Source organism: Miltoncostaea marina (genome assembly GCF_018141525.1).
In the GTDB taxonomy this organism is placed as follows: Bacteria; Actinomycetota; Thermoleophilia; order Miltoncostaeales; family Miltoncostaeaceae; genus Miltoncostaea; species Miltoncostaea marina.
Genome location: NZ_CP064655.1, coordinates 1,061,522 through 1,082,753 on the forward strand (window position 1 = coordinate 1,061,522; position 21,232 = coordinate 1,082,753).

Genomic DNA, 21,232 nt, shown 5'->3' on the forward strand with positions numbered 1-21,232 from the left:
ATCAAGCGCTTCCGCGACCGCAGGCGCGCCCGCCGGTAGCGTTCCGGCGGTGCGCCCGCCGGTCATCCTGCTGCCCCCGTCCGAGGGCAAGGCGACCGGCGGCCACGGGCCGCCGTGGCAGGCCGCCGGCGGCGCCTTCGCGGCGCTCGGCGACGAGCGGCGCCGGGTGCGCGACGCGGTCCGCGCGGTGCTCGCCGGCGGCGGGGACGCACCCGGGCGCCTGCTCGGCGCGCGTGGCCCGCACCTGGAGCGCGCCCTGGAGGGCTGGCGCCGGCTCGACGAGGCGCCCACGCTGCCGGCCGCGGCGCGCTACTCGGGCGTCGTGTGGGGCGCGCTCGGGCCCGCGGACCTGGGCCGCGCCGCGCGGCGCCGGCTGGAGGAGCGGGTGCTCGTGCCGTCCGGGCTCTGGGGCCTCGTGGCCGCCGGCGACCCCCTGCCGGACTACCGGCTGCGGATGGGGGCCCGGGTGCCGCCGCTCGGGGCGCTGGCGGCCTTCTGGCGGCCGCGCGTCTCGGCGCTGGTGGCCGGGCGCGCCGCCGGCGGCTGGATCATCGACCTGCTGCCGCGCGAGCACGCCGCCGCCCTCGACCGGGCGGCGCTCGGCGACCGGCTGCTGCGCGTGGAGATCGTGGAGGACGGCCCGGACGGGCGCCGCCTGACCGGCCACGGCGGCAAGGCGCTCAAGGGGCGCCTGGCCCGCGCCCTGCTCGAACGTGACGCTCGCGATCCCGCCGCGATCGCGCGCCTGCGGGTGCCGGGCCTGCGCGCCGACCGGCGGGCGAGCGACCTCGATGGCCCGGCGCCGACGCTGGTGCTGCGGCGCGCCTGACGCCTACGGGGGGCCGGCCCGTCCGGTGGACGCCAACTTGCCGAGGGCGCGTCGCTCGATCTGGCGCACCCGCTCGGCGCTGAGGCCCAGGCGGGCGCCCAGCTCGCGCAGGCTCACCGCGGGGCCGTCGAGGCCGTAGCGGGCGCGGAGCACCTCCCGCTCGCGGTCGGAGAGCCCCGCCAGCAGCCCGTGCAGCTGCTCCAGCTCGATGGCGTCGAGCACCCGCTCGTACTCGCCCTCGGCCAGCGGGTCGACGATCAGCTCGCCGAAGGCGCTGGTGTCGCCGTCGTGGGTGCCGGCCGGCTGGTCGAGCGACCGCGGGGGCCGCTCCACGGCGAGCAGGTCGCCGACCTGGTCGGGTCCCAGCCCGGAGCGCTCCGCCAGCTCGCCGCCGGTGGGCTCGCGGCCGTGCTCGCGCACGAGGGCCTCGCGGGCGTCGCGCAGGCGGGCCAGGTTGCGCAGGGCGCGGTCCGAGAGCACGGCCGGGCGCGTCAGCTCCGCGACGAGCTGCTGCATGGCCTGGCGCACCCACCAGGTGGCGTAGCCCCAGAACGGCGTGCCGAGTCCCGGATCGAAGCGCTCGAGGGCCCGCAGCAGCCCGACGACCCCCTCCTGGACGAGCTCCTGCCGCCCCACGCGGCCGCCGCGCCGGTAGACGGAGGCCGCCGAGAGGATGAGCGGCATGTGGGCCTCGACCAGCACGGCGCGCGCGGCCGGGTCGCCCGCCTTGGCGCGCAGCACCAGGCGGCGCTCGTCCTCGCGGGATGGGCGCCCGCGCGGTTCGAGCGAGTCGAGGTAGGGGCCGGCGGGCTCCGCGCGGCGCGGCCCGGGGCCGCCCAGCGCGCCCGCCAGCGAGCGGTCGAGGGCCTGCCCGCGGCGCACGTCCTCGCGCAGTCCGCCGCCGCCGGCCGCCGTCTCGGCCCGGGGGTCGTCGTCCACCATCACGTGGCCGTGATCGTGCCACGTCCGGCCGGGGGTTGACGGCGCCCGCGGGCGTCCTACTGGAGGGGATGGAGGGCCCGCCCGGGCCCGTTCCCGGACACACGATGTGAGAGGAGGTCGCGAGATGCTCTGGACGGAGGCGTTCACCCCGCTGCTCACCCAGGTCGCCCGTCCCGCCGCCTTCGCGCCGCCGGCCGACGTCACGATCGGCGACGGCGACGTCGTCATCACCATGGACCTCCCCGGCCTGCGCGCCGAGGACGTCTCGATCGACATGATCGACGGGTACCTGCGCGTGAGCGGCGAGCGGAGGCGGCCCGAGGTGGCCGACGGGGCTTCGTGGGCCCACGGCGAGCGCGCCTTCGGGCGCTTCGAGCGCAGGCTCCGGCTGCCGGACGGCGTCGACCCGGACGCCATCACCGCGTCGATGAGCGACGGGGTGCTGTCGCTCATCGTGCCCAAGCCGCAGCGCCTGCGGCGCAGGACGATCCCGATCGGCACGGACGCCGACGCGCGCGCCCTCGCCGAGGGCGGGACGCGCCGCCTGGGCACCGGCGCGTCCTGAGCGCACCCCGCCGGCGGCCCGGTGGCCGCCGGCGCGCCCGCATGACCGCGTGCCGCGCGACGGCACGCCGCCCTCGGCCGCCGCGGCCGCGCGCCCCAGCGCGCCCGCGGCGGCGCGCCGCCGCCGTGTTCTCGGAACTGATAACGTTATCAACGCCGAGAACATGACGGGGAGGACCCGATGGCGACGATCACCGTGCCCGGCGGCCGGCTCCACGTGGCGCTGAGCCGCGGCGAGAAGGTCGCCGCGCTGCGCGGCGACATCCGCGTGCCGATCGCCGCGGTGCGCGACGTGACGGTCGAGGCGGACGCGCTCGGCGCGGCGACCGGCCTGCGCGCCCCGGGGCTCGCGATCCCGGGACGCACCACGATCGGCACGTGGCGCGGGCGCGGCGTCACGCGCTTCGTGGCCGCCCGCCGCGGCGTGCCGGCGGTGCGCGTCGCCCTGGCGGGCGCGGGCCTGGACGAGCTCATCGTGAGCACGCCCGACGCCGACGCGGTGGCCGGCGCGGTGCGGGCGGGGGCGGGCCTGGCGGGCGGCGAGCGTGCCGGCGTCGCCTGACCTGCTGCTGCACCCGGTGCGCCTGCGCGTCGTCCAGGCGCTCGCGGGCGGCCGCCGGCTGTCCGCGGCGGAGCTGGCCGGGGAGCTCGCCGACGTGCCGCAGGCGTCGCTCTACCGGCACATCCGCGCGCTCGCCGGCGCCGGCGTGCTGGCGGTGGCGGAGGAGCGGCCCGCGCGGGGGACGGCGCAGCGGGTCTACGCCCTGGTGGAGGGCCCGGCGAGCATCGGGCCCGACGACCTGGCCGGCGCGAGGCCGGAGGACCACCTGCGGTGGTTCGCCACCGTCGTGGCGGGGCTGCTGGACGACTTCGGCCGCTACCTGCGGGCGGGCGGGGGCGACCTGGCGGCCGACGGGGTCGGCTACCGGCAGGTGGCCCTCGAGCTGAGCGACGCCGAGCTGGCCGAGCTTGCCGGGCGCATGGGGGCGGCGCTCGCCCCCGTGCTGGGCAACCGTCCGGCGCCGGGACGCAGGCGGCGCATGCTCACGACGATCGTCATGCCGGGCGGGCCCCCCGCCCCGGCGGCCGGCGGGGGCTGAGCCCCGTCAGGGGGCGTCGACCGCGGCGAGCGCCTCGGCGGTGGGGCCGGCGGGGACGAACTCGAGGCCCACGTGGCCGGCGTAGCCGGCCTCCGCGAGCGCGTCGACGAACGCGCGCAGGTCGAGCGTCCCCGTGCCGGGCGCCCCGCGGCCCGGGTGGTCGGCGTACTGGGCGTGGCCGATCAGCGACCCGGCCGCGGCGGCCTCGGCGGCCGGGTCGAGGCCCGCCGCGGCGGCGTGGTAGGCGTCGAGCAGCAGGCGCACGCCCCCGTGGCCGACGGCGGCGACGAACTCGGCCGCGGCCGCGGGCGTCGGCAGCAGCGGGTCGGCCACGTCCACGCCGTTGAGGTGCTCGACGACCAGGCGCGCGCCGAGCGGCGCGACGGCGTCGGCGGCCTCGCGGACGACGTCGCGCGCGGTCGCGAGCTGGCGGGCGCGCGGCGTGCCGGCGAGCGCCCTGCCCACGAGCAGGTTGACCACCTCGCCGCCGGCGGCGGTGACGGTGCGGGCGGCCGCCACGGCGGCCGCCACCGCCTCGTCGCCGCGCCCGGGGACGTTGCAGTAGCCGCGCTCGCCGGCCGCCAGGTCGCCCCCGTCGGCGTTGACCAGCACCGCCCGCGCGCCGGCCTCGCGCACCGCCGCCACCCAGTCCGCCGGCGCGTCGGCCGGTGGCCACCAGGCCTCCACCGCGTCGAAGCCGGCCGCGCAAGCCGCCGCCGGGCGGGCGAGCGGCGGCAGCTCGCCGAAGAGGGTCCCGAGGTGGGCCGACAGCGCGATCACGCGCCGAGCTTCCGTCGCCGGGCGGCGACCTCGCGCCCCATCTCCAGCGCCCGCGCCCGCAGGCGCGCCACCTCCTCGCCGGCGGCGCCCGTCCATGGCGCGAAGACGTCCCCGCCGGCGGCGCGGTCGAGCAGCGCCCCCTGCGGCGCCCGGGCGGCGGAGAGCTCCGGGAAGAGCTGCGCGGCGACGGCGGCGAAGGTGCGCAGCCCGCCCAGGTCGGCGGTCGCGAGCGGCCCCGCGGCCATCCAGCGCGGCGCGAGGCCGTCCGAGACGGCGGCGTCGATGTCGGCGGCGTCGGCCACGCCGGCCTCCAGCATGTGGAGACACTCGCGGAGCACCGCGAACTGGATGCGGTTCCAGATGAAGCCCGGGACGTCGGCCCGCACCACGAGGGGCGCCTTGCCCATCCGCCCGGCCACCTCGCGCAGGGCCGCCACGACCGCCGCGTCGGTGGCCGGGCCCGGCACGATCTCGACGACGGCGGTCTGGTGGGCGGGCTTCAGGAAGTGCAGGCCGGCGAACCGCTCCGGGCGGGCCAGCGCGGCGGCGAGGTCGCCGATGCGCAGGCTTGAGGTGTTGGTCGCGATGACGGCGTCCGGGGGGCACCAGGCCTCGGCGCGCGCGAGCAGCTCGCGCTTGGCGGCGAGGTCCTCGACGATCGTCTCCACCACGAGCGCGGCGCCCGCGAGGGCGTCGGGGCCGATCGGCGCGTCCGACACCGGCCCGTCGCGGCCCAGCAGGGCGAGGGCCCGGTCGCGGGCCGCGAGGGCCCGCCCGGCGTCGCGTCCGGCGATCACCACGCGGTGGCCCGCCGCGGCCAGCGCGGCGGCGATCTCGGGGCCCATCGCGCCGGTGCCGAGGACGGTCGCGCGGGGCGGGGAGGGGGTCGCGGGCATGGCGGGCAGTCTCCCACGGGCCGGGGCGGCGGGTGGGCGCCGCCCCGGCGATCGCCGGGGTCCAACACCCATTCGGCCGGTTCGCACTGACCGGGGGACGGGCCCCGTGCCACCCGCGCGTCGAGACTTCGGGCCCGGCCCTTGTGGGCGCGCCCGCGCGCCTCCACCGTGGGCCCATGACCTCCGCCGCGCGCCCCCGCACCGCCGCCGTCCTGGCGGCCGTCGCGGCCCTCCTGGTGGCGGCGCTCGGCGCCGGCGCGGCCTCGGCGGCGACGTACCGCGAGCACGTGGTGGGCGGGGCCCCGTCGGCCGCGGGCGCGTGGCCCTCGATCGTCTCGATCGGCGCCGCCGGCGTGGCGGGGCCGGACGCCCACTCCTGCGGCGGCACGCTCGTCGCCCCGGCGGCGGTGCTGACCGCGGCCCACTGCGTGACGGGCGACGACGGCACGCCGGCGGCCCCCGCGCGCATGCAGGTGCTCGCCGGCACCGACGACCTCGGCGCCGGCGGCGAGCGGCTGGCCGTGGCCGAGGTGCGGGTGCACCCGGGGTACCGGGCGCTCGGCGCCGGCCCCGACGCCGCGCTGCTCATCCTCGCGACGCCCAGCTCGGCGCCCGTGGCCGCCTTCGCCCGGCCGGGCCAGGACCCGGACATCGAGCGTCCGGGCGAGATCGCCGGCTGGGGCACCCAGAGCGAGGCGGGGACCACCGCGTCGCAGCGGCTCCTCTCGGCGCCGCTCACCATCTTCACCGGCGCCCGGTGCGCCGCGTTCCTCGGCGGCGCCTTCCCCGGCGCGGCGGCCCTCTGCGCCGGCCGGCCCGAGGGCGGCGTCGACACCTGCGCCGGCGACAGCGGCGGCCCCCTGCGCGACGCGGGCGGCCTGGTGGTCGGCATCACGAGCTACGGCCTCGGGTGCGGCCGCGCGGGGCGGCCCGGCGTCTACACCCGGGTGAGCGCCGTGGCGGGCTGGATCGATCGCTCGCTGGCCACCCCCGCCGGCGCGGTCGTGACGTCGGCGCCGGCCGCCGCGGCCGGCGCGCCCCGGGGGGCCGCCGCCCGGCGCGCGCCCGCGGTCCGGGCCCTCGCGGCCCGCGCCCGCGCCGGCCGCGTCGCCACGCTGCGCTACCGGCTCATGGGCAGCGGCCAGTCCACGCGCGAGACCATCGTCGTGCGGGCCGGCCGGCGGGTGCTGGCCCGGCTGCGCACCAACGCCGGCCCGGCGCGGGCCGACGTCATGTACTCGGTGCGCTGGCGCGTGCCGGGCCGCCCGCGGGCCGGCCGCAGCCTGCGCTTCTGCGTCACCACGCGCCTCGCCTCGGGCGGCGCGGGCCGCAGCTCGTGCGCGCCGCTGCGCGTGCGGGCACGCTGATCCGGACCGGCGGTTTTCCCCGCAGGGGGCGCACTTCGGGCCGCCCGGCGCGTTTCGCGGCGGCCGCCTCGGGTAGTCCACCTCGGGGCGTCCGGCGAGCCTCGTGCGTGAGAACCCGCACGACTACGCGCTTTTCATCCGCCGGCGCTGGTAGGTTGCTGCCGCGGGCAAGCCTGCTCCCGCATACATCGAGCCAGGGGGTCTGTAGTGAACAAGACCGAGTTCGTCAGCAGGGTCGCCGCCGAGGCCGACATCAGCAACGGTGACGCCCAGAAGGCTGTCGGCGCCGTGCTCAAGGTCATCGAGGATGCCCTCAAGAGCGGTGAGGACGTCGCCTTCGCCGGGTTCGGGAAGTTCTCCGTCTCCGAGCGCGCGGCGCGGACCGGGGTCAACCCCCAGGACCCGTCGAAGAAGGTCGAGATCCCCGCCCGGACGGTGCCCCGGTTCACCCCGGGCGCGGTCCTCAAGGAGGCCGTCGCGTCGGGCGGCCGCAAGTAGCGCACCCCCGCAGCTCGCGCTCCCGGGGCGCGCGGCCCGTCCGGCGGGCCGCGCGCCGGGTGCCCCGGTCGCGGTGGGCGCGATGAGCGCCGTGGATCCGCAGGCCGAGGTCGTGCGCGCCGGCCGGGCCGCCGCCGCCGCGCACGCCTCCTTGCGCGGGGCCGGCCCGGACGGCGTCGCCGCGGCGCTCGCGGCCATGGCGCGCCTGCTCGTGGACCGGGCCGAGCCGGTGCTGGCGGCGAACGCCGCCGACGTGGCGGCCGCCCAGGGCTCCATGGCGCCGGCGCTGGTCGATCGGCTGCGCCTCGACGCGGCGCGGCTCGAGCGCATGAGCGCGCAGATCGAGGCGCTGGCCGGGCTGGACGACGTCGAGCCGCTCGTCGGCACGCGCGACCTGCCGGGCGGCCTGGTGGTCGAGGAGCGGCGGCGCCCGGTGGGCGTCGTGGGCGCCAACTACGAAGCCCGGCCCAACGTGACCATCGACGTGGCCTCGCAGCTCATCAAGTCGCGCAACGCGGGCGTGCTGCGCACCGGCGGGGCCGCGCTCGGCTCGGCCGTGGCGCTGCACGACGAGGTGATCCGCCCGGCGATGGCGGGGGCGGGCATCGACCCGGACGCCGTGCAGCTGGTGCGGTCGGCCGACCGCGGCGCCGCCCGCGCGCTCGTGACGTACCCGCGCCTCATCCCGCTCGTGATCCTGCGCGGCTCGGGCGAGACGACCGCCGCGCTCGCGCGGGAGGCGGCCGCCCACGGCGTTCGCACGCTGGCCCACGCCGAGGGCGGCGGCGTGCTCTACGTCGATCACGCCGCCGACGCCGACCGCCTGCCGGCGCTCGTGGAGCGCAGCCTCGACCGGCTCGGCGTCTGCAACCGGCTCAACCTGCTGCTGGTCGCCGCGCCCCGCTGGGTGGAGCTGATGCCGGCGATCACCGAGACGCTCGAGCGGCTCGGCGTGCGGCCCTCGCTGCCGCCGCACGGCCACCCGCTCGGCCACGAGTGGGCGCTCGACGACGGCAACGAGTCGACCGTGACCATCGCCCCGGTCGAGGACGCGGCCGAGGCCGCCCGGATCGCCAACGAGGAGACCTCCGGGCTCGCGGCGGCCATCTTCACCGAGGACGCCGGCGCCGCCGAGCGCTTCCTGTCGAGCTACGCCGGGACGGGCGCGTTCTGGAACGCGACCACCCGCATCCTGGACGGCTTCGAGATGCTCGGCGCCCCCGAGACCGGGATCAACGTGGATCACGTCCCGGGACCGCGGGGTCCGGTCACGTACCGCGACCTGCACCTGCGCCAGTACGTGGTGCGCCCCGCGTGAGCGCGTTCGCGCGGGGCGCCGCGAGGGGCGCGGGTCGCTTGCTATTGTCTCCCGGCCCGCAGCGCAGCGGGCCCCGTAAGCCCCTGATGAGAGGGACCGTCACCGTCATCACACCGCTCCCACGACCCGCCAAGGTGCTGTTTGCCGCCTAGGCGAGGACCCGACACACGACCGCCCGCCGGCCCCTCGACGCGGATCAACGACGCGATCCGGGCGGAGTCGGTGCGGCTGATCGACGCCGACGGCGAGAACCACGGCGTCGTCCCGCTCGCGCGGGCGCAGGAGATCGCCGCCCGCGCCGGCCTGGACCTGGTCGAGGTGGCCGCCGACGCCCGTCCGCCGGTCTGCCGGATCATGGACTACGGCAAGTGGCGCTACGAGCAGGAGCAGAAGGCCAAGCAGGCCCGGCGCCACCAGAGCACGATCACCATCAAGGAGATCAAGTTCCGGCCGAAGATCGACCCGCACGACTACGCCACCAAGAAGGGGCACGTCGAGCGGTTCCTCCGGCACCGGGACAAGGTCAAGGTGACGATCATGTTCCGCGGCCGCGAGCTGATGCACCCCGAGCGCGGCGAGGCGATCCTGCTCAAGCTCGCCGACGAGCTCAAGGACATCGCGGCCATCGAGAGCCGGCCCAACCTGGACGGCCGCAACATGGTCATGATGATCGCGCCGCTCAAGAACCCGCAGGGCGGGGAGGCGGCGGAGGGCGCTGGTCGCCCGGCCCGCGAAGAGGCCGAGGCCGCGAAGTAGCATCCCGGCGTCGCGGCCACGCCGCGCGTCGTCTATCGTTGTCGGTCGGCCCGACGGACCACCCGAGGAATCACGCATGCCCAAGATGAAGACCAGCAGATCCGCGAAGAAGCGCTTCCGGCTCACCGGGACCGGCAAGGTCCGCTTCCAGCGCGCGGGCATGCGGCACAACCTCGAGAACATGTCCGGCAAGGAGCAGCGCCACCTCTCGAAGGAGGCGGAGCTCGCGCCGGAGATGGTCAAGGGCGTCAAGCGGATGCTGGGGAAGAGGTAGCCCGATGGCCCGAGTCAAGCGTTCGGTCGGCGCGCGCAAGAAGCGCCGCAAGGTCCTCGCACAGGCCAGCGGCTACTGGGGGACCAAGCACTCCTCCTACAAGCGCGCGAAGGAGCAGGTCCAGCGCTCGCTGCGCTACGCGTACCGCGACCGCCGGGTGCGCAAGCGCGACTTCCGCCGGCTGTGGATCGCCCGCATCAACGCGGCCGCCCGCGAGAACGGCCTCACCTACAGCGAGCTGATGCACGGCCTGCGACTGGCCGGCGTCGAGCTCGACCGCAAGATCCTGGCCGAGCTCGCCACGCACGAGCCCGAGGCCTTCGCGGCCCTCGCGGCGCGCGCCCGCACCGCCCGAGCGAGCGAGCCCGTCGGCGCCTGACCGCTCCCTGCGCCTCGCGAGCTCGCCGCGCAACCCCGCGCTGCAGCTCGCGCGGGCGCTGCAGGCGAAGAAGGTCCGCCGCGAGCGACGGCTGCTCGTGGCGGAGGGTGAGGACCTGGTCGACGCCGCGCTCGCGCGCGGCGTGCGGCCGGTCGCGCTCCTGTTCGACGCCGAGCGGCTGAGCGGGGACGACCCGCGCCTGCGGGCGACGGAGGGCCTGCGGGAGCGCTACCTCGTGCCGCCGAAGCTGATGGCGGCCGCGAGCGGCCTCGCCGCCGCGCCGCGGGTGATGGCCATCCTGCCGCAGCCGCCCGTGCGCTCCTTCCGCGACGTGCGCTTCCCGCCCTCGCCGGGCGTCTACCTGGCGGGGGTCGCCGACCCCGGCAACGTGGGCACGCTCGTGCGCACGGCCGCGGCGCTCGGCGCCGACTGGCTGGCGCTCGGCCCCGGCTCGGCGGACGCGTTCCACCCCCGCGCCGTGCGGGCGGCGATGGGGTCGACCTTCGCCCTGCCGGTGCTGGAGGGCGTCGCGCCCGCCGACCTCGCCACTCGCGAGGGCTTCGCGGTGGTGGCCGCCGTCGCCCGCGGCGGGGTGCCGCCCTGGGAGGCCGACCTCGCGCGCCCGCTGGTGCTGGCCCTGGGCGCGGAGCGGGCGGGGCTCGAGCCCGCGCTGGAGGCGCTCTCGGACGGCCGGGAGACGGTCCGCGTGACGATCCCGCAGACCGAGGGGACCGAGTCGCTCAACGTCTCGGCCGCCGGGGCCGCCCTGCTGGCCGAGGCCGCGCGCCAGCGGGCCGCCCGCCCCGGGCCGGTCGGGTAGCCTGACGGGCCGATGACCGACCCCCAGCTCGACGCGGTCCAGGCGCAGGCACTGGACGACATCAGCGCCGCCCGCACGCTCGCCGAGCTCGAGGCGGCGCGGGTGGCCCACACCGGGCGCCGCAGCCCGCTTGCGACGACGCTCGCCGGGATCGGCGCGCTGCCGCCGGAGCGGCGCGGCGCGGTGGGCAAGGCGGCCAACGCCGTCCGCCGGGCCGTGGAGGCGGCGCTCGCCGCGCGCACCGAGGAGCTGGAGGCCGAGGAGCTGGGCGCCGCGCTGGAGCGCGACACGACCGACGTCACGCTGCCCGGCGACCCGCACCCGCTCGGCGCGCTGCACCCCATCACCCAGGTCCGCCAGGAGATGGAGGACATCCTCATGGGCCTCGGCTACCGGGTGGCCGACGGCCCGGAGGTCGAGACCGACTGGCACGTCTTCACGGCGCTCAACACGCCGGAGGGGCACCCGGCGCGCTCGCCGAGCGACACGTTCTTCATCGACGGCCGGCCCGACCGGCTGCTGCGCACCCAGACCTCGCCCGTCCAGGTGCGCGAGATGCAGCGCTCGGAGCCCCCGATCTACCTCGTGGCGCCCGGGCCCGTGTACCGGCGCGACGACATCGACGCCACCCACAGCCCGATGTTCCACCAGATGGAGGGCCTCGCGGTCGACGAGGGGCTGACGCTCGCCCACCTGAAGGGCACGATGCTGCGCTTCTTCCGCGAGCTGCTGGGCGGCGAGCGCGAGATCCTGCTGCAGCCGCACTTCTTCCCGTTCACCGAGCCGTCGGTGGACGTCCAGGTCTCCTACGTCGACAAGTCGGGCCGCACCGGCTGGCTGGAGCTGGCCGGGGCCGGGATGGTCGACCCCAACGTGCTCCGGTACTGCGGGATCGACGCCGAGCGCTACACGGGCTTCGCGTTCGGCTGCGGCCTCGACCGCATCGCGATGATCCGCTTCGGCGTGCCGGACCTGCGCCTCTTCTTCGAGAACGACCTGCGCTTCCTGGAGCAGTTCGCGTGAGGGTCCCGCTCTCGTGGCTGCGCGAGCGGGTCGAGGTGGCCCTGCCGGCGGAGGAGCTCGCCCGCGCGCTGTCGCGCAGCGGCACGCTGGTGGAGGAGGTCCACGCGATCGGCGTGCCCGCGGTCGACGGCAACCTCGACCGCTTCCGGGTGGGCCGGGTGCTGTCGGCCGAGCGGCACCCGGACGCCGACCGCCTGCGCGTCTGCGCGGTGGACCTGGGCGGGCCCGAGCCCGCCGGCATCGTCTGCGGGGCCCCCAACGTCGCCGCCGGCCAGACCGTGGCGGTCGCCCTGCCGGGCGCGCTGCTGCCGGGCGCGCCGAAGCCGCTGGGCGTGGCGAAGCTGCGGGGCGTCGAGAGCCGCGGGATGATCCTCTCGGCGGCCGAGCTCGCCATCCCCGGCGACGCGTCCGGGATCATGGTGCTCGAGGACGGCCCGGCGCCGGGCACGCCGCTCGCCGAGGTCCTGCCGCTCTCCGAGACCGTGCTCGAGCTGGAGATCACCTCCAACCGCCCCGACTGCCTGGCCGTGCAGGGCGTCGCGCGCGAGGTGCACGCGGTCACCGGCGCGCCGCTCGTGCCGCTCGACGAGTCGGACCCGCCCGCCGAGGGCCCCGGGCGCGTGGAGGACCACGCCGCCCTCGAGGTCCAGGCCCCCGACCTCTGCCCGCGCTACATGGCGCGCGTCTTCACCGAGGTCCGGGTGGGGCCGTCGCCGGCCTGGCTCGTGCACCGGCTCGAGGCGGCCGGCATGCGGTCGATCTCCAACGTCGTCGACGTCACCAACTACGTGATGCTGCTCACCGGGCAGCCGCTGCACGCCTTCGACCTCGACCGGCTGGCCGGCCGGCGGATCGTGGTGCGCCGGGCGGGCGATGGCGAGCCCATCACCACCCTCGACGGCCAGCGCCGCACGCTGGACCCGGCCATGCTGGCCATCTGCGACGCCGAGCAGCCCGCCGTGATCGCGGGGATCTTCGGCGCCGAGTTCGCCGAGGTCGCGGAGGGCACCACGCGGGTGCTGCTCGAGGCGGCGACCTTCGACGGGCCGTCGATCCTCGACGCCTCGCTGCGGCTCGGGCTGCGCACCGAGTCGAGCGGCCGCTTCGAGAAGGGCCTGCCGCGCGAGCTGCCGCAGCGGGCGATGGCGATAGCGAGCCGCATGCTCGTGGAGCTGTGCGGGGCGCGGATGGTGCCCGGCACGCTCGACGCGGGCGAGCCCCCGCCGCCGCGCGAGCCGGTGCGCATGCGCCACGCGCGCCTGCGGGCGGTGCTCGGCATCGACGTCCCGCCCGCCGAGTCGCAGGCGATCCTCGAGCGCCTCGGCATGGACGTGGAGGCCGGCGAGGACGCGCTGACGGTCGTCGTGCCGTTCGAGCGCGCCGGCGACGTCACCCGCGAGATCGACCTCGTGGAGGAGGTCGCCCGCGTCCACGGCCTGGACGGCATCCCGGCCGAGCTGCCGCGCCTGGTGGGCGACGGCCGACTCACCCCCCAGCAGGCGCTGGTGCGGCGGCTGTCGCGCCTCGCCGCCGACCTCGGCCTGCACGAGGCGATCACCTACCGCCAGGTCCCCGAGTCCGACGCCGACGCCCTGCGGCTCGCGCCCGACGACCCGCGTCGGCGGGTCGTGCGCATGGCGCGGCCGATGAGCGCCGAGATGGCGGTGATGCGCCGCTCCATGCTGCCGGGGCTGCTGCGCGCGGTCGCGCGCAACCAGGCCCACCAGCGGGGCGACGGTGGCCTGTTCGAGGTGGGCCGCACCTACGCCCCCCGCGAGGACGGCATGGCCGATGAGCGGCTCTGGCTCGCCGCCGTGCGCTTCGGCGCCGCCGGGCCGGCCGGCTGGCGCGACCGGCCGCGTCCCGTCGATGTCCACTCGGCCATCGGCCTGGCCACGACGCTCTGCCGGGCCGCGCGGGTGCGGCCCGCGGTGCGCCCGAACGCCGCCCCGTACTTCCACCCCGTGCGCCAGGCGCGCCTGGTGGCGGGCGACGACGAGCGGCCCGTCGGCTGGGCCGCCGAGGTGCACCCGCTCGTGCTGCGCGCCTTCGACGCGGCGGGCCCCGTGGCGGCGGTCGTGCTCGACCTCGACGCGATCGCGCAGGCGGCCGGGCCGCCGCCGCGCTACGAGGACCTCCTGACCGTGCCGGTGTCCACCCGCGACCTCGCGCTCGTGGTGGCCGAGGGCGTGCCGGCCGCCGAGCTGGTCGGCGCCGCGCGCGAGGCGGGCGCGCCGCTGGTGCGCGAGGTCGCCGTCTTCGACCGCTACGCGGGCGAGCAGGTGGAGGCGGGCCACGTCAGCCTGGCGCTGCGACTTGAGCTCGCCGACCCGGGCCGCACGCTGACCGACGACGAGATCGAGGGCGCGGTGGCCCGGGTGCGCGAGGCGCTGGCCGGCCACGGCGCGAGGCTGCGCGGCTGATGGCCCCCGTCGTCCACGTCTTCGGCGCGGCGGGCTTCGCGGGCGCGCAGCTCGCCGCGCTGGTCGACCGCCACCCCGGGCTCGAGCTCGGCGTCATCACCGCCCGCGGGGACGCCGGCCGGCGCCTGGTCGAGGTCGCCCCCGAGTACCGCGTCGACCGGCTGCTCGAGCCGCCCGACGTGGCCTCGGTGGCGGCCGGCGACCTCGTCGCGGTGGCCTACCCGCACGCCGAGGCGGCGAAGCTGGTGGCGGCGCTCATCGACCGCGGCGCCCGTGTGGTCGACGTCTCGGCCGACCACCGCCTGCACGACGCCACGCTCTACCCCCAGGTCTACGGCTTCGAGCACCCGCGGCCGGACCTGCTGGCCGAGGCGGTCTACGGGCTGCCCGAGCGCCACCGCGAGGCGATCCGGGGCGCCCGCCTGGTCGCCAACCCCGGCTGCTTCCCCGAGGCCTCGATCCTGGCCCTGCTGCCGCTGGCCGGCGAGATCGCCGACGTGGTGATCGACGCCAAGAGCGGCGTCAGCGGCGCCGGCCGCACCCCGACCGACACGGTCCACTACTCGCGCGCGGCCGACAACGTCAGCCCGTACAAGGTCTACGCGCACCGCCACCGGCCGGAGATGGAGCAGGAGCTCGGCGTCGAGGTGACGTTCACCCCGCACCTGGTGCCGGTCGACCGCGGCCTGCTGGCCACCTGCTACGCGCGCCTGCTCGGCGACGCGCCGCACCCGGACGACCTGCTGGAGCGCTACCGCGCCTTCTACGCGGGGCACCCGTTCGTGGAGGTGGTGGAGCAGCCGCCGGGCATGCGGGCGGTGCAGCGCACCAACTACGCCCAGGTGCACGTGGCGCTCGACCCCCGCGGCGGGCGGATCACGGCCTTCGGCGTGCTCGACAACATCGGCAAGGGCGCGGCGGGGCAGGCGGTGCAGAACCTCAACCTGATGGCCGGCCTCCCCGAGACGGAGGGCCTCGACTGAACCCGGTCGCCCGCGCGGACTGGCTGCGGGTGCCCGACGGCCTCGCCCCGGTGGAGGGCGGGTCGGTCACCACCACGCCCGGCTTCCACGCCGCGGGCGTCGCCTGCGGGCTGAAGCCCTCGGGCGCGCTCGACGTGGGGGTGCTCGCCGCGCTCGGGCCGTGCGCCTCGGGCTACGTCGACACCACCAGCGCGCTGCCGTCGGCCCCCGTGCGGCGCAACCGCGGGCTCGACCGCTCGCGACTGCGGGCGGTGGTCGTCAACGCGGGCAGCGCCAACGCCGCCACGGGCTCGCCGGGCGTCGACGACGCCCACGCCATGGCGCGGCGGGCGGCCGTGCGGCTCGCGCTCGACCCGGGCGAGGTGGCCGTCTGCAGCACGGGCACGATCGGCGACCGCCTGGCGATGGACCTGGTGGGGCCGGGCATCGACGCGGCCGCCGCGGCGCTCGGGCCGGACGGCGGCGCCGACTTCAACCGGGCGATCTGCACCACCGACCGGGCGCCGAAGGGCGGCGCCTTCCGGCTCGCGCTCGGCACGGGCGCGGTCACGATCGGCGCGGCGGCCAAGGGCGCCGGCATGATCCGGCCCGACATGGCGACGATGCTCGCCTTCATCACGACCGACGCCGCGGTCGACGCGGGCGACCTGCAGGCGATGACCGCGGCGGCCGCGGCGGCCTCGTTCAACCGCATCAGCGTCGACGCCCAGATGAGCCCGTCCGACACGCTGCTGGTGATGGCGGGCGGCGACGGCCCGCCGCTGGCGGGCGCCGACCGCGACCGCCTGGGCGACGCGCTCGCCGCCGTCTGCCGCTGGCTCGCAGTGCAGATGGTCAAGGACGGCGAGGGGGCCGAGCACGCCGTGCGGGTGCTCGTGCGCGGCGCCGCCGACGCCGCGGAGGCCGAGCGCGTGGCCCGCGCGGTCGGCGAGTCCTCGCTCGTGAAGACGGCCCTCTTCGGCCGCGACCCCAACTGGGGGCGCGTGAGCCAGGCCGTCGGCCAGGCGCTCGCCGGCCGCGCCGGGGAGGTTCGCGAGCCCTCGATCGCGGTCGACGGCGTGCCGTTCGGCGCCCCCGGGGCGCTGGAGGTGATGGGCCGCGACGAGTACGACCTCGAGGTGGGGCTCGGCCGCGGCGACGGCGAGGCCGAGCTCTGGGTCTCCGACCTGGGGCACGCCTACATCACGATCAACGCCGAATACCACACCTGACCCCGACGGCGGGCCGAGCGCCCGCCGTCCCGGTTCGGCCCGCCGGCGATACGCCGGCCGCCGCGCCCCCTGCACACTGCGGGCCATCACGCCCGCACCGACAGGGGAGGCGCCATGACCCACCAGACGCCCCGCACCGTCGCCGTCGAGCCCTCGGCAGGGCCCGGCATCCCGCTCTACACCCTCGTGCTGGCCGGCGTGCTGCGCCTGCGCGAGGGCGGCGCATGCCCGGCGCCGGCGGAGGAGGACCCGCGGTGACGAGGCCCCGGCCACCGCTCGAGGCCGTGCCCGGCGTGGTCATCCCGCGAGGATCGTCGCCGTCTGCGCCTCGAGCTCGGCGTCGGTGAGGACGCCCGCGGCCCGCCGCTCCCCCAGCTCCTTGAGCTGGCCCAGCGGTCGCCCGTGCCGCCCGGATCGGGCCGGCGGCGGCCCGGCGTACGCCGGCTCCGCGTGCTGCGGGTTCCCGCGCCCAGCGCAGCCCCGGATGTCGACCACGGTCGAAAGCGGACCCCCGGTCACGGTTGAAGACAGACCCCCGGGGTCCCGCCGGGCCGCAACGCTCCCGGAGCAGAGCAGGCAAGGGCCGGCGCCGGGCCGACAGGCCCGGGTCAGCCCTCGTCCACGATCTCCGGCCGCGGCCGAGCGGGCACGTCGTTGCCGCGCAGGCGGTAGCTGTCGCCCTTGAGGGCGAGGATCTCGGCGTGGTGCACGAGCCGGTCGATCATCGCGGCGGCCACCGCGGCCACCACATCGCCTGCTCCGACGGGCGCGTATGCCGCCGCCCTCCCCGACGCCGCATCGGCGCTGGGCGACCTGGGCGGGCGGTCGCGTCCGGCGACGCCGCGGAGGCGGCGGGCCTGCCCGATGCCGCCCTGGCGGAGCGGCGCGACGCGCTCGTCGCCGCGTCCGGCCCCTTCGCCGCCGCGTCGCGCGAGGCCGGCGCGGCGCGGGAGGCGACCGGAGCGACGGCCTGCTGGATGTCCGGCGCCGGGAGCCGATCGCCGTGGCGGGATCGGCGGGAGGCGGCGCGGGGCGAGAGCGACGCCGCGCTGGGCAGATCCGGTCGGGCGGGGGGCGCGCCGCGACGCCGGGCGGAGCCGGCCGGGCGCCTCGCGGCCTACGGGCGCACGGCGTCGCGTGCGGCCGGGGCGCCGAGTCCCGCGGCGATGAGGCCGGCGTTGTGGCGCACCATGCCGGCGTAGGTGCCCTCCGGGGTGCCCTCGTCGCCCGCGGCGTCGGCGAACAGCTCGCCCCCGATGCGGACCTCCTGGCCGCGCCGCCGCGCCGCCGCCAGAACGGCCTCGATCGTGCCCGTCGGCACCGACGACTCGACGAACACGGCCCGCACCCCCCGGGCCGCGATCACCCCGGCCACGCGCTCGATGTCGGCCGTCGTGGCCTCGGTCTGGGTCGAGGTGCCCTGGATCGCCACGACGTCGAAGCCGTACTCGCGGCCGAAGTAGCCGAAGGCGTCGTGCGAGGTGATGAGCACCCGCGAGCGCTCCGGCACGACCGCGAGGCGCCTGCGCACCTCGCGGTCGAGGGCGCGCAGCTCGCGCAGGTATGCGGCCGCCCGGCGACGGTAGACGGCGGCGTGGGCCGGGTCGCGCCGCGCGAACGCGTCGCGCACCACCCCGACGGTGGTCTCCCACATCGGGACGCTGAACCAGACGTGCGGGTCGTACTTGCCCTCGAACTCGCTCGGCCGGCGCAGCTCCGCCTCGGGGATCGCGCGGGTCACGGCCACCGTCGGCTGCACCTCGCCCAGCTCGTCCAGCAGGTCGGTCAGGCGGCCCTCCAGCTCGAGGCCCCCGTAGAGGATGACGTCGGCCCCGCGCAGCGCCTCGACGTCGCGCGCGCTCGCCTTGTAGAGGTGGGGGTCGACCCCCGGGCCCATCAGGCCGGTCACCTCGACCCGGTCGCCGCCGACCTGCCGCGCGAGGTCGGTGATGAAGTTGGTGGTGGCCGTGACGCGCATGTCGCGGCCGGCGATCTCCTGCGGGTCGGCCGGCTCGGCGGCGCAGCCGGCCGCCGCGAGCGCCACGACGACGAGGAGCGCCGCCAGCGCGGCGCCCGCGCCCCGCCGCCTCACCCCTCGGCCGCGGCGGCCGCGGCGCGGGTCAGCGCGCGGCGCCGCCGGGCGCGCTGCACGGCGCGCGGCACGAGCCCGTGGCGGGGCGAGCCGAGCAGGGCGAGGGCGAAGACGGCCGCGGCCACGAGGCCCATCGCCCCGGCGATCGACGCGTCGATGCGCATCGCCCCGGCGTAGCCGGCGACGGCGCTGACCCACCCGATCGCGACGGCGATCGCCACCATGGCGACGAGGCGGTCGGTGAGCAGGTACGCGGCGGCGGCGGGGACGATGAGGAGGGTCACGACCAGGATCGCCCCGACCGCCTCGAAGGCGGTCACCGCCGTGACCGCCACCGCGATCAGCAGCAGCCGCGACAGCACGGTGGGGGACACCCCCACCGTGCGGGCGTACTCGGGGTCGAACGAGGTCACCTTCAGCTCCTTCCAGAGCAGCGCGACCAGCAGCAGGTTGACCGTCACGACGGCGCCCATCACGACGACCGAGCGGATGAGCGCCACGTCGCCGATCTCCAGGACGCGGAACGGCGTGAACGCGATCTCGCCGTAGATGGTGGAGTCGAGGTCGAGGTGGATGTCGTCGGCGTAGCGGTGGATGCCGAGCACGCCCAGCGCGAACAGCGCGGGGAAGACGAGCCCGATGGCGGCGTCGCTCGCCACGAGCCCGGTGGCGCGCAGGGCCTCGATCGCGAGCACGCACAGCACCGCGAACACCGCGGCGCCCAGCACCACCGCGAGCGGCGCCCGCGTCTGGAAGATGAGGAAGGCGGCCACGATGCCGGGCAGCACCGCGTGGCTCACGGCGTCGCCCATCAGCGCCACGCGGCGCAGCACCAGGAACGGGCCCAGCAGCGCGCAGGCCGTGGCCGTGAGGCCGGCGGTGAGCACGATCGCGAGGGCGTCGCTCACGCGCGCCCCTCCGCCATCGCGATGAGGCGGTCGGTGAGCTCGTCGCCGAGGCTGCCGCGCAGGTCGCGCGGGTCGGGCTCGCGGGCGTCGCCGGGGTCCAGCCGCCAGCCGTGCTCGAGCCAGGCCGACCACAGCCGCCGCTCGTCCAGCAGCCGGTGGGCGGCTGCCGCGCCGCGCTCGCTGAGGCGCAGCCGGTCGCCGTCGCGCTCGATCATCCCGGCCCGGTCGAGGTCGCGGACGCCCCGGCGCACCTCGCGCGGCGGCCGGGCGCCCGCCATGGCGAGCTCGGCCGGGGTCGGCGGCGGACCCGCGTGGAGCGCCGTCTCGAGGTCGACCAGCACGCCGCTCACCCGCGCCGCGCGGCCCTCGCGGCGACGCCGCGCCGCCCGCCACACCACGCCGCGCGCCGGGGCGAGCAGCACGGCCGCGAGCACCACGGCCGTGCCGGTCAGCACGATCACCGGGCCGGTCGGCACCTCGGCCCGCGACGACAGCAGCGCGCCCGTCACGCCCACGCCGGCGCCGATCAGCCCCGCCAGCGGCAGCAGCACGGCGAGCCGGCTGGTGAGCTGGCGCGCCGCGACCGTCGGCACGATGAGCATCGCCACCATCAGGATCGCCCCCACGGCGCGCAGGCCGAGCACGATCGCCACGACCAGCAGCGCGGTCGTGGCGAGCTCGAGGACCCGCACCGGCAGGCCGGCCGCCGCGGCGAACTCGCGGTCGAACAGCGCGGTCTTGAGCGGGCGCAGGGCGATCGCGACGCACGCGATGGCCGCGGCCGCCACGGCGGCCATCACGGCCACGTCGCGCTCCAGCAGCCCAGCGGCCTGGCCGAAGAGGTAGCTCTCCAGCCCGGCCTGCTGCGCGTCGCCCGTGCCGCTGATGTACGTCAGCAGGACGATGCCGAGCGAGAAGAAGCTCGACAGCACCACGCCGATCGCGGCGTCGGGTCGGATGCGGCTCGAGCGCTCGATGCCGACCATCATCAGCGCGCCCACCAGCCCGGCGATCGCCGCGCCGGCGAGCAGGGAGGCCGGGTCCTTCGCGCCGGTCGCGAGGAAGGCGATCGCCACGCCCGGCAGGGCCGAGTGGGCCAGTGCGTCGCCCACCAGGCTGCGCCCGGGCAGCACGGCGAGCGCCCCGAGCACCCCCGCCGCGACCCCGAGCACCGCCGCCCCCAGCACCACCACCGCGTCGGTGTAGGGCAGCGGCAGGAGGTCGATCAGCCAGCCCACAGGGCCTCCGCGCGCTGGTCGTCGCCGAGGTCGGCGGCGCCGTAGGCGCGGCGCAGGTTGTCCGGGGTCATCGTGGTGGCCGCGGGCCCGGAGGCGACGGCGCGCACGTTGAGCAGCAGCACCCAGTCCACGACCTGGCGCACGGTCTGCAGGTCGTGGTGCACCATCACGATCGAGCGGCCCTCGCGGTCGCGCAGCTCGCGCAGCAGGCGCAGGAGCGCGGCCTCGGTGCGCGCGTCGATGCCGGCGAAGGGCTCGTCGAGCACGAGGAGCTCGGCGCGCTGGGCCAGCGCCCGGGCCACGAAGACCCGCTGCCGCTGGCCGCCGGAGAGCTGGCCGATCTGGCGGCGCGCGAACGGCGCCATGCCCACGCGCTCCAGTGCCTCGTCGACGATCGCCCGGTCGCCCCGCGCCAGGCGCCGGATCCAGCCGGCCGACGGGTAGCGGCCCATCTCCACGACCTCGCGCACCGTGATCGGGAAGTCCCAGTCGACCGCCTCGCGCTGGGGGACGTAGGCGACCCGGCGCATCGCCTCGCGGGCGGGGTGGCCGAGGATCGTCACGCGCCCGGCGTCGGCCGGCACGAGCCCCATCGCCGCGCGCAGCAGCGTCGACTTGCCCGACCCGTTGGGCCCGACGATCGCCGACATCGCGCCCTGCGGGAACTCGGCGTCGACGTCCCACAGCACCGGTCGTGCGCCGTAGGAGACGGTCAGGTGACGGAGCTCCAGGGCGGGGATGTCCGGGGCGGGCGTCACGGGCTCTCCGGCGGTCGGGTAGTCACCGCTAGGAGAGTAACTAGCCACGGCTAGTTCGGCAACGTAGCTCCGG

General features: G+C 77.6%; 25 protein-coding genes. 16 read left to right on the forward strand and 9 right to left on the reverse strand.

From position 1 onward, the window contains the following. Positions 1-49 precede the first annotated feature (49 nt). Positions 50-829, forward strand: coding sequence for a peroxide stress protein YaaA (gene yaaA / locus ITJ85_RS05280; RefSeq protein WP_217915309.1), 780 nt, complete (start codon positions 50-52; stop codon positions 827-829). 3 nt (positions 830-832) lie between these two features. On the opposite strand, the gene ITJ85_RS05285 is transcribed toward yaaA, so the two are convergent. Beyond that, the gene (locus ITJ85_RS05285) at positions 833-1,771 is read right to left on the reverse strand and encodes a sigma-70 family RNA polymerase sigma factor (protein WP_246496369.1); all 939 of its coding nucleotides are present in this window, start codon (positions 1,769-1,771) and stop codon (positions 833-835) included. A gap of 124 nt (positions 1,772-1,895) precedes the next feature. On the opposite strand from ITJ85_RS05285, the gene ITJ85_RS05290 reads away from it, so the two are divergent. The 3 genes from ITJ85_RS05290 (at position 1,896) to ITJ85_RS05300 (ending at position 3,435) form a co-directional block, all read left to right on the forward strand. Then, complete coding sequence (locus ITJ85_RS05290; RefSeq protein WP_217915311.1) at positions 1,896-2,336, forward strand: Hsp20/alpha crystallin family protein; 441 nt, start codon at positions 1,896-1,898, stop codon at positions 2,334-2,336. Positions 2,337-2,516: 180 nt separating this feature from the next. Then, complete coding sequence (locus tag ITJ85_RS05295; protein ID WP_217915312.1) at positions 2,517-2,897, forward strand: hypothetical protein; 381 nt, start codon at positions 2,517-2,519, stop codon at positions 2,895-2,897. Beyond that, positions 2,881-3,435: a helix-turn-helix domain-containing protein gene (locus ITJ85_RS05300; protein ID WP_217915313.1), complete on the forward strand. Its 555-nt coding sequence runs from the start codon at positions 2,881-2,883 to the stop codon at positions 3,433-3,435. The genes ITJ85_RS05295 and ITJ85_RS05300 overlap by 17 nt, the downstream gene beginning before the upstream one ends. Before the next feature lie 6 nt (positions 3,436-3,441). Here the strand turns inward: ITJ85_RS05300 and ITJ85_RS05305 are convergent, their stop codons facing one another. Next, on the reverse strand, positions 3,442-4,215 hold the full coding sequence (locus ITJ85_RS05305) for a TIM barrel protein (protein WP_217915314.1): 774 nt from the start codon (positions 4,213-4,215) through the stop codon (positions 3,442-3,444). Then, positions 4,212-5,111, reverse strand: a complete 900-nt coding sequence (locus tag ITJ85_RS05310) for a 3-hydroxyacyl-CoA dehydrogenase family protein (RefSeq protein WP_217915315.1) — start codon at positions 5,109-5,111, stop codon at positions 4,212-4,214. Before ITJ85_RS05310 ends, ITJ85_RS05305 begins: the two co-directional genes overlap by 4 nt. A 176-nt stretch (positions 5,112-5,287) precedes the next feature. Here ITJ85_RS05310 and ITJ85_RS05315 point away from each other — a divergent pair, with 176 nt between their 5' ends. From ITJ85_RS05315 to ITJ85_RS05370, 12 genes are all read left to right on the forward strand, one after another. Then, entirely contained in the window at positions 5,288-6,478 is a 1,191-nt protein-coding gene (locus ITJ85_RS05315) for a S1 family peptidase (RefSeq protein ID WP_217915316.1), read from the forward strand. Positions 6,479-6,685: 207 nt separating this feature from the next. Next, entirely contained in the window at positions 6,686-6,976 is a 291-nt protein-coding gene (locus ITJ85_RS05320; RefSeq protein ID WP_217915317.1) for an HU family DNA-binding protein, read from the forward strand. A 91-nt stretch (positions 6,977-7,067) separates the two neighbouring features. Then, positions 7,068-8,294, forward strand: a complete 1,227-nt coding sequence (locus ITJ85_RS05325) for an aldehyde dehydrogenase family protein (protein ID WP_343232997.1) — start codon at positions 7,068-7,070, stop codon at positions 8,292-8,294. A 141-nt stretch (positions 8,295-8,435) separates the two neighbouring features. Beyond that, the gene (gene infC, locus ITJ85_RS05330) at positions 8,436-9,050 is read left to right on the forward strand and encodes a translation initiation factor IF-3 (RefSeq protein WP_281412227.1); all 615 of its coding nucleotides are present in this window, start codon (positions 8,436-8,438) and stop codon (positions 9,048-9,050) included. A 76-nt stretch (positions 9,051-9,126) separates the two neighbouring features. Then, on the forward strand, positions 9,127-9,324 hold the full coding sequence (rpmI, locus tag ITJ85_RS05335) for a 50S ribosomal protein L35 (RefSeq protein WP_217915320.1): 198 nt from the start codon (positions 9,127-9,129) through the stop codon (positions 9,322-9,324). A gap of 4 nt (positions 9,325-9,328) precedes the next feature. Next, on the forward strand, positions 9,329-9,703 hold the full coding sequence (gene rplT, locus ITJ85_RS05340; RefSeq protein WP_217915321.1) for a 50S ribosomal protein L20: 375 nt from the start codon (positions 9,329-9,331) through the stop codon (positions 9,701-9,703). Between the two features lie 40 nt (positions 9,704-9,743). Beyond that, a complete protein-coding gene (locus tag ITJ85_RS05345; protein WP_425517106.1) occupies positions 9,744-10,523 on the forward strand; it encodes a TrmH family RNA methyltransferase in 780 nt (259 codons plus the stop codon). Positions 10,524-10,535: 12 nt separating this feature from the next. Further along, complete coding sequence (gene pheS / locus ITJ85_RS05350; protein WP_217915323.1) at positions 10,536-11,546, forward strand: phenylalanine--tRNA ligase subunit alpha; 1,011 nt, start codon at positions 10,536-10,538, stop codon at positions 11,544-11,546. Beyond that, positions 11,543-13,969, forward strand: coding sequence for a phenylalanine--tRNA ligase subunit beta (gene pheT, locus ITJ85_RS05355; RefSeq protein ID WP_217915324.1), 2,427 nt, complete (start codon positions 11,543-11,545; stop codon positions 13,967-13,969). The genes pheS and pheT overlap by 4 nt, the downstream gene beginning before the upstream one ends. Then, positions 13,969-14,952 (forward strand): N-acetyl-gamma-glutamyl-phosphate reductase, encoded by a 984-nt coding sequence (gene argC, locus ITJ85_RS05360; protein WP_217915325.1) that lies wholly within the window; start codon positions 13,969-13,971, stop codon positions 14,950-14,952. Before pheT ends, argC begins: the two co-directional genes overlap by 1 nt. Before the next feature lie 29 nt (positions 14,953-14,981). Further along, complete coding sequence (argJ, locus tag ITJ85_RS05365; protein ID WP_217915326.1) at positions 14,982-16,163, forward strand: bifunctional glutamate N-acetyltransferase/amino-acid acetyltransferase ArgJ; 1,182 nt, start codon at positions 14,982-14,984, stop codon at positions 16,161-16,163. 114 nt (positions 16,164-16,277) lie between these two features. Then, positions 16,278-16,421, forward strand: coding sequence for a hypothetical protein (locus ITJ85_RS05370; RefSeq protein WP_217915327.1), 144 nt, complete (start codon positions 16,278-16,280; stop codon positions 16,419-16,421). 39 nt (positions 16,422-16,460) lie between these two features. Here the strand turns inward: ITJ85_RS05370 and ITJ85_RS05375 are convergent, their stop codons facing one another. From ITJ85_RS05375 to aztA, 6 genes are all read right to left on the reverse strand, one after another. Further along, on the reverse strand, positions 16,461-16,658 hold the full coding sequence (locus tag ITJ85_RS05375) for a hypothetical protein (RefSeq protein WP_217915328.1): 198 nt from the start codon (positions 16,656-16,658) through the stop codon (positions 16,461-16,463). A 113-nt stretch (positions 16,659-16,771) separates the two neighbouring features. Beyond that, on the reverse strand, positions 16,772-16,909 hold the full coding sequence (locus ITJ85_RS05380; protein WP_217915984.1) for an ATP-binding protein: 138 nt from the start codon (positions 16,907-16,909) through the stop codon (positions 16,772-16,774). 371 nt (positions 16,910-17,280) lie between these two features. Continuing rightward, a complete protein-coding gene (locus ITJ85_RS05385) occupies positions 17,281-18,255 on the reverse strand; it encodes a metal ABC transporter solute-binding protein, Zn/Mn family (protein WP_217915329.1) in 975 nt (324 codons plus the stop codon). Next, complete coding sequence (locus tag ITJ85_RS05390) at positions 18,252-19,163, reverse strand: metal ABC transporter permease (protein ID WP_217915330.1); 912 nt, start codon at positions 19,161-19,163, stop codon at positions 18,252-18,254. The genes ITJ85_RS05385 and ITJ85_RS05390 overlap by 4 nt, the downstream gene beginning before the upstream one ends. Next, positions 19,160-20,401: a metal ABC transporter permease gene (locus tag ITJ85_RS05395; RefSeq protein ID WP_217915331.1), complete on the reverse strand. Its 1,242-nt coding sequence runs from the start codon at positions 20,399-20,401 to the stop codon at positions 19,160-19,162. The genes ITJ85_RS05390 and ITJ85_RS05395 overlap by 4 nt, the downstream gene beginning before the upstream one ends. Beyond that, complete coding sequence (gene aztA, locus ITJ85_RS05400; RefSeq protein ID WP_217915332.1) at positions 20,389-21,159, reverse strand: zinc ABC transporter ATP-binding protein AztA; 771 nt, start codon at positions 21,157-21,159, stop codon at positions 20,389-20,391. Before aztA ends, ITJ85_RS05395 begins: the two co-directional genes overlap by 13 nt. Positions 21,160-21,232 lie beyond the last annotated feature (73 nt).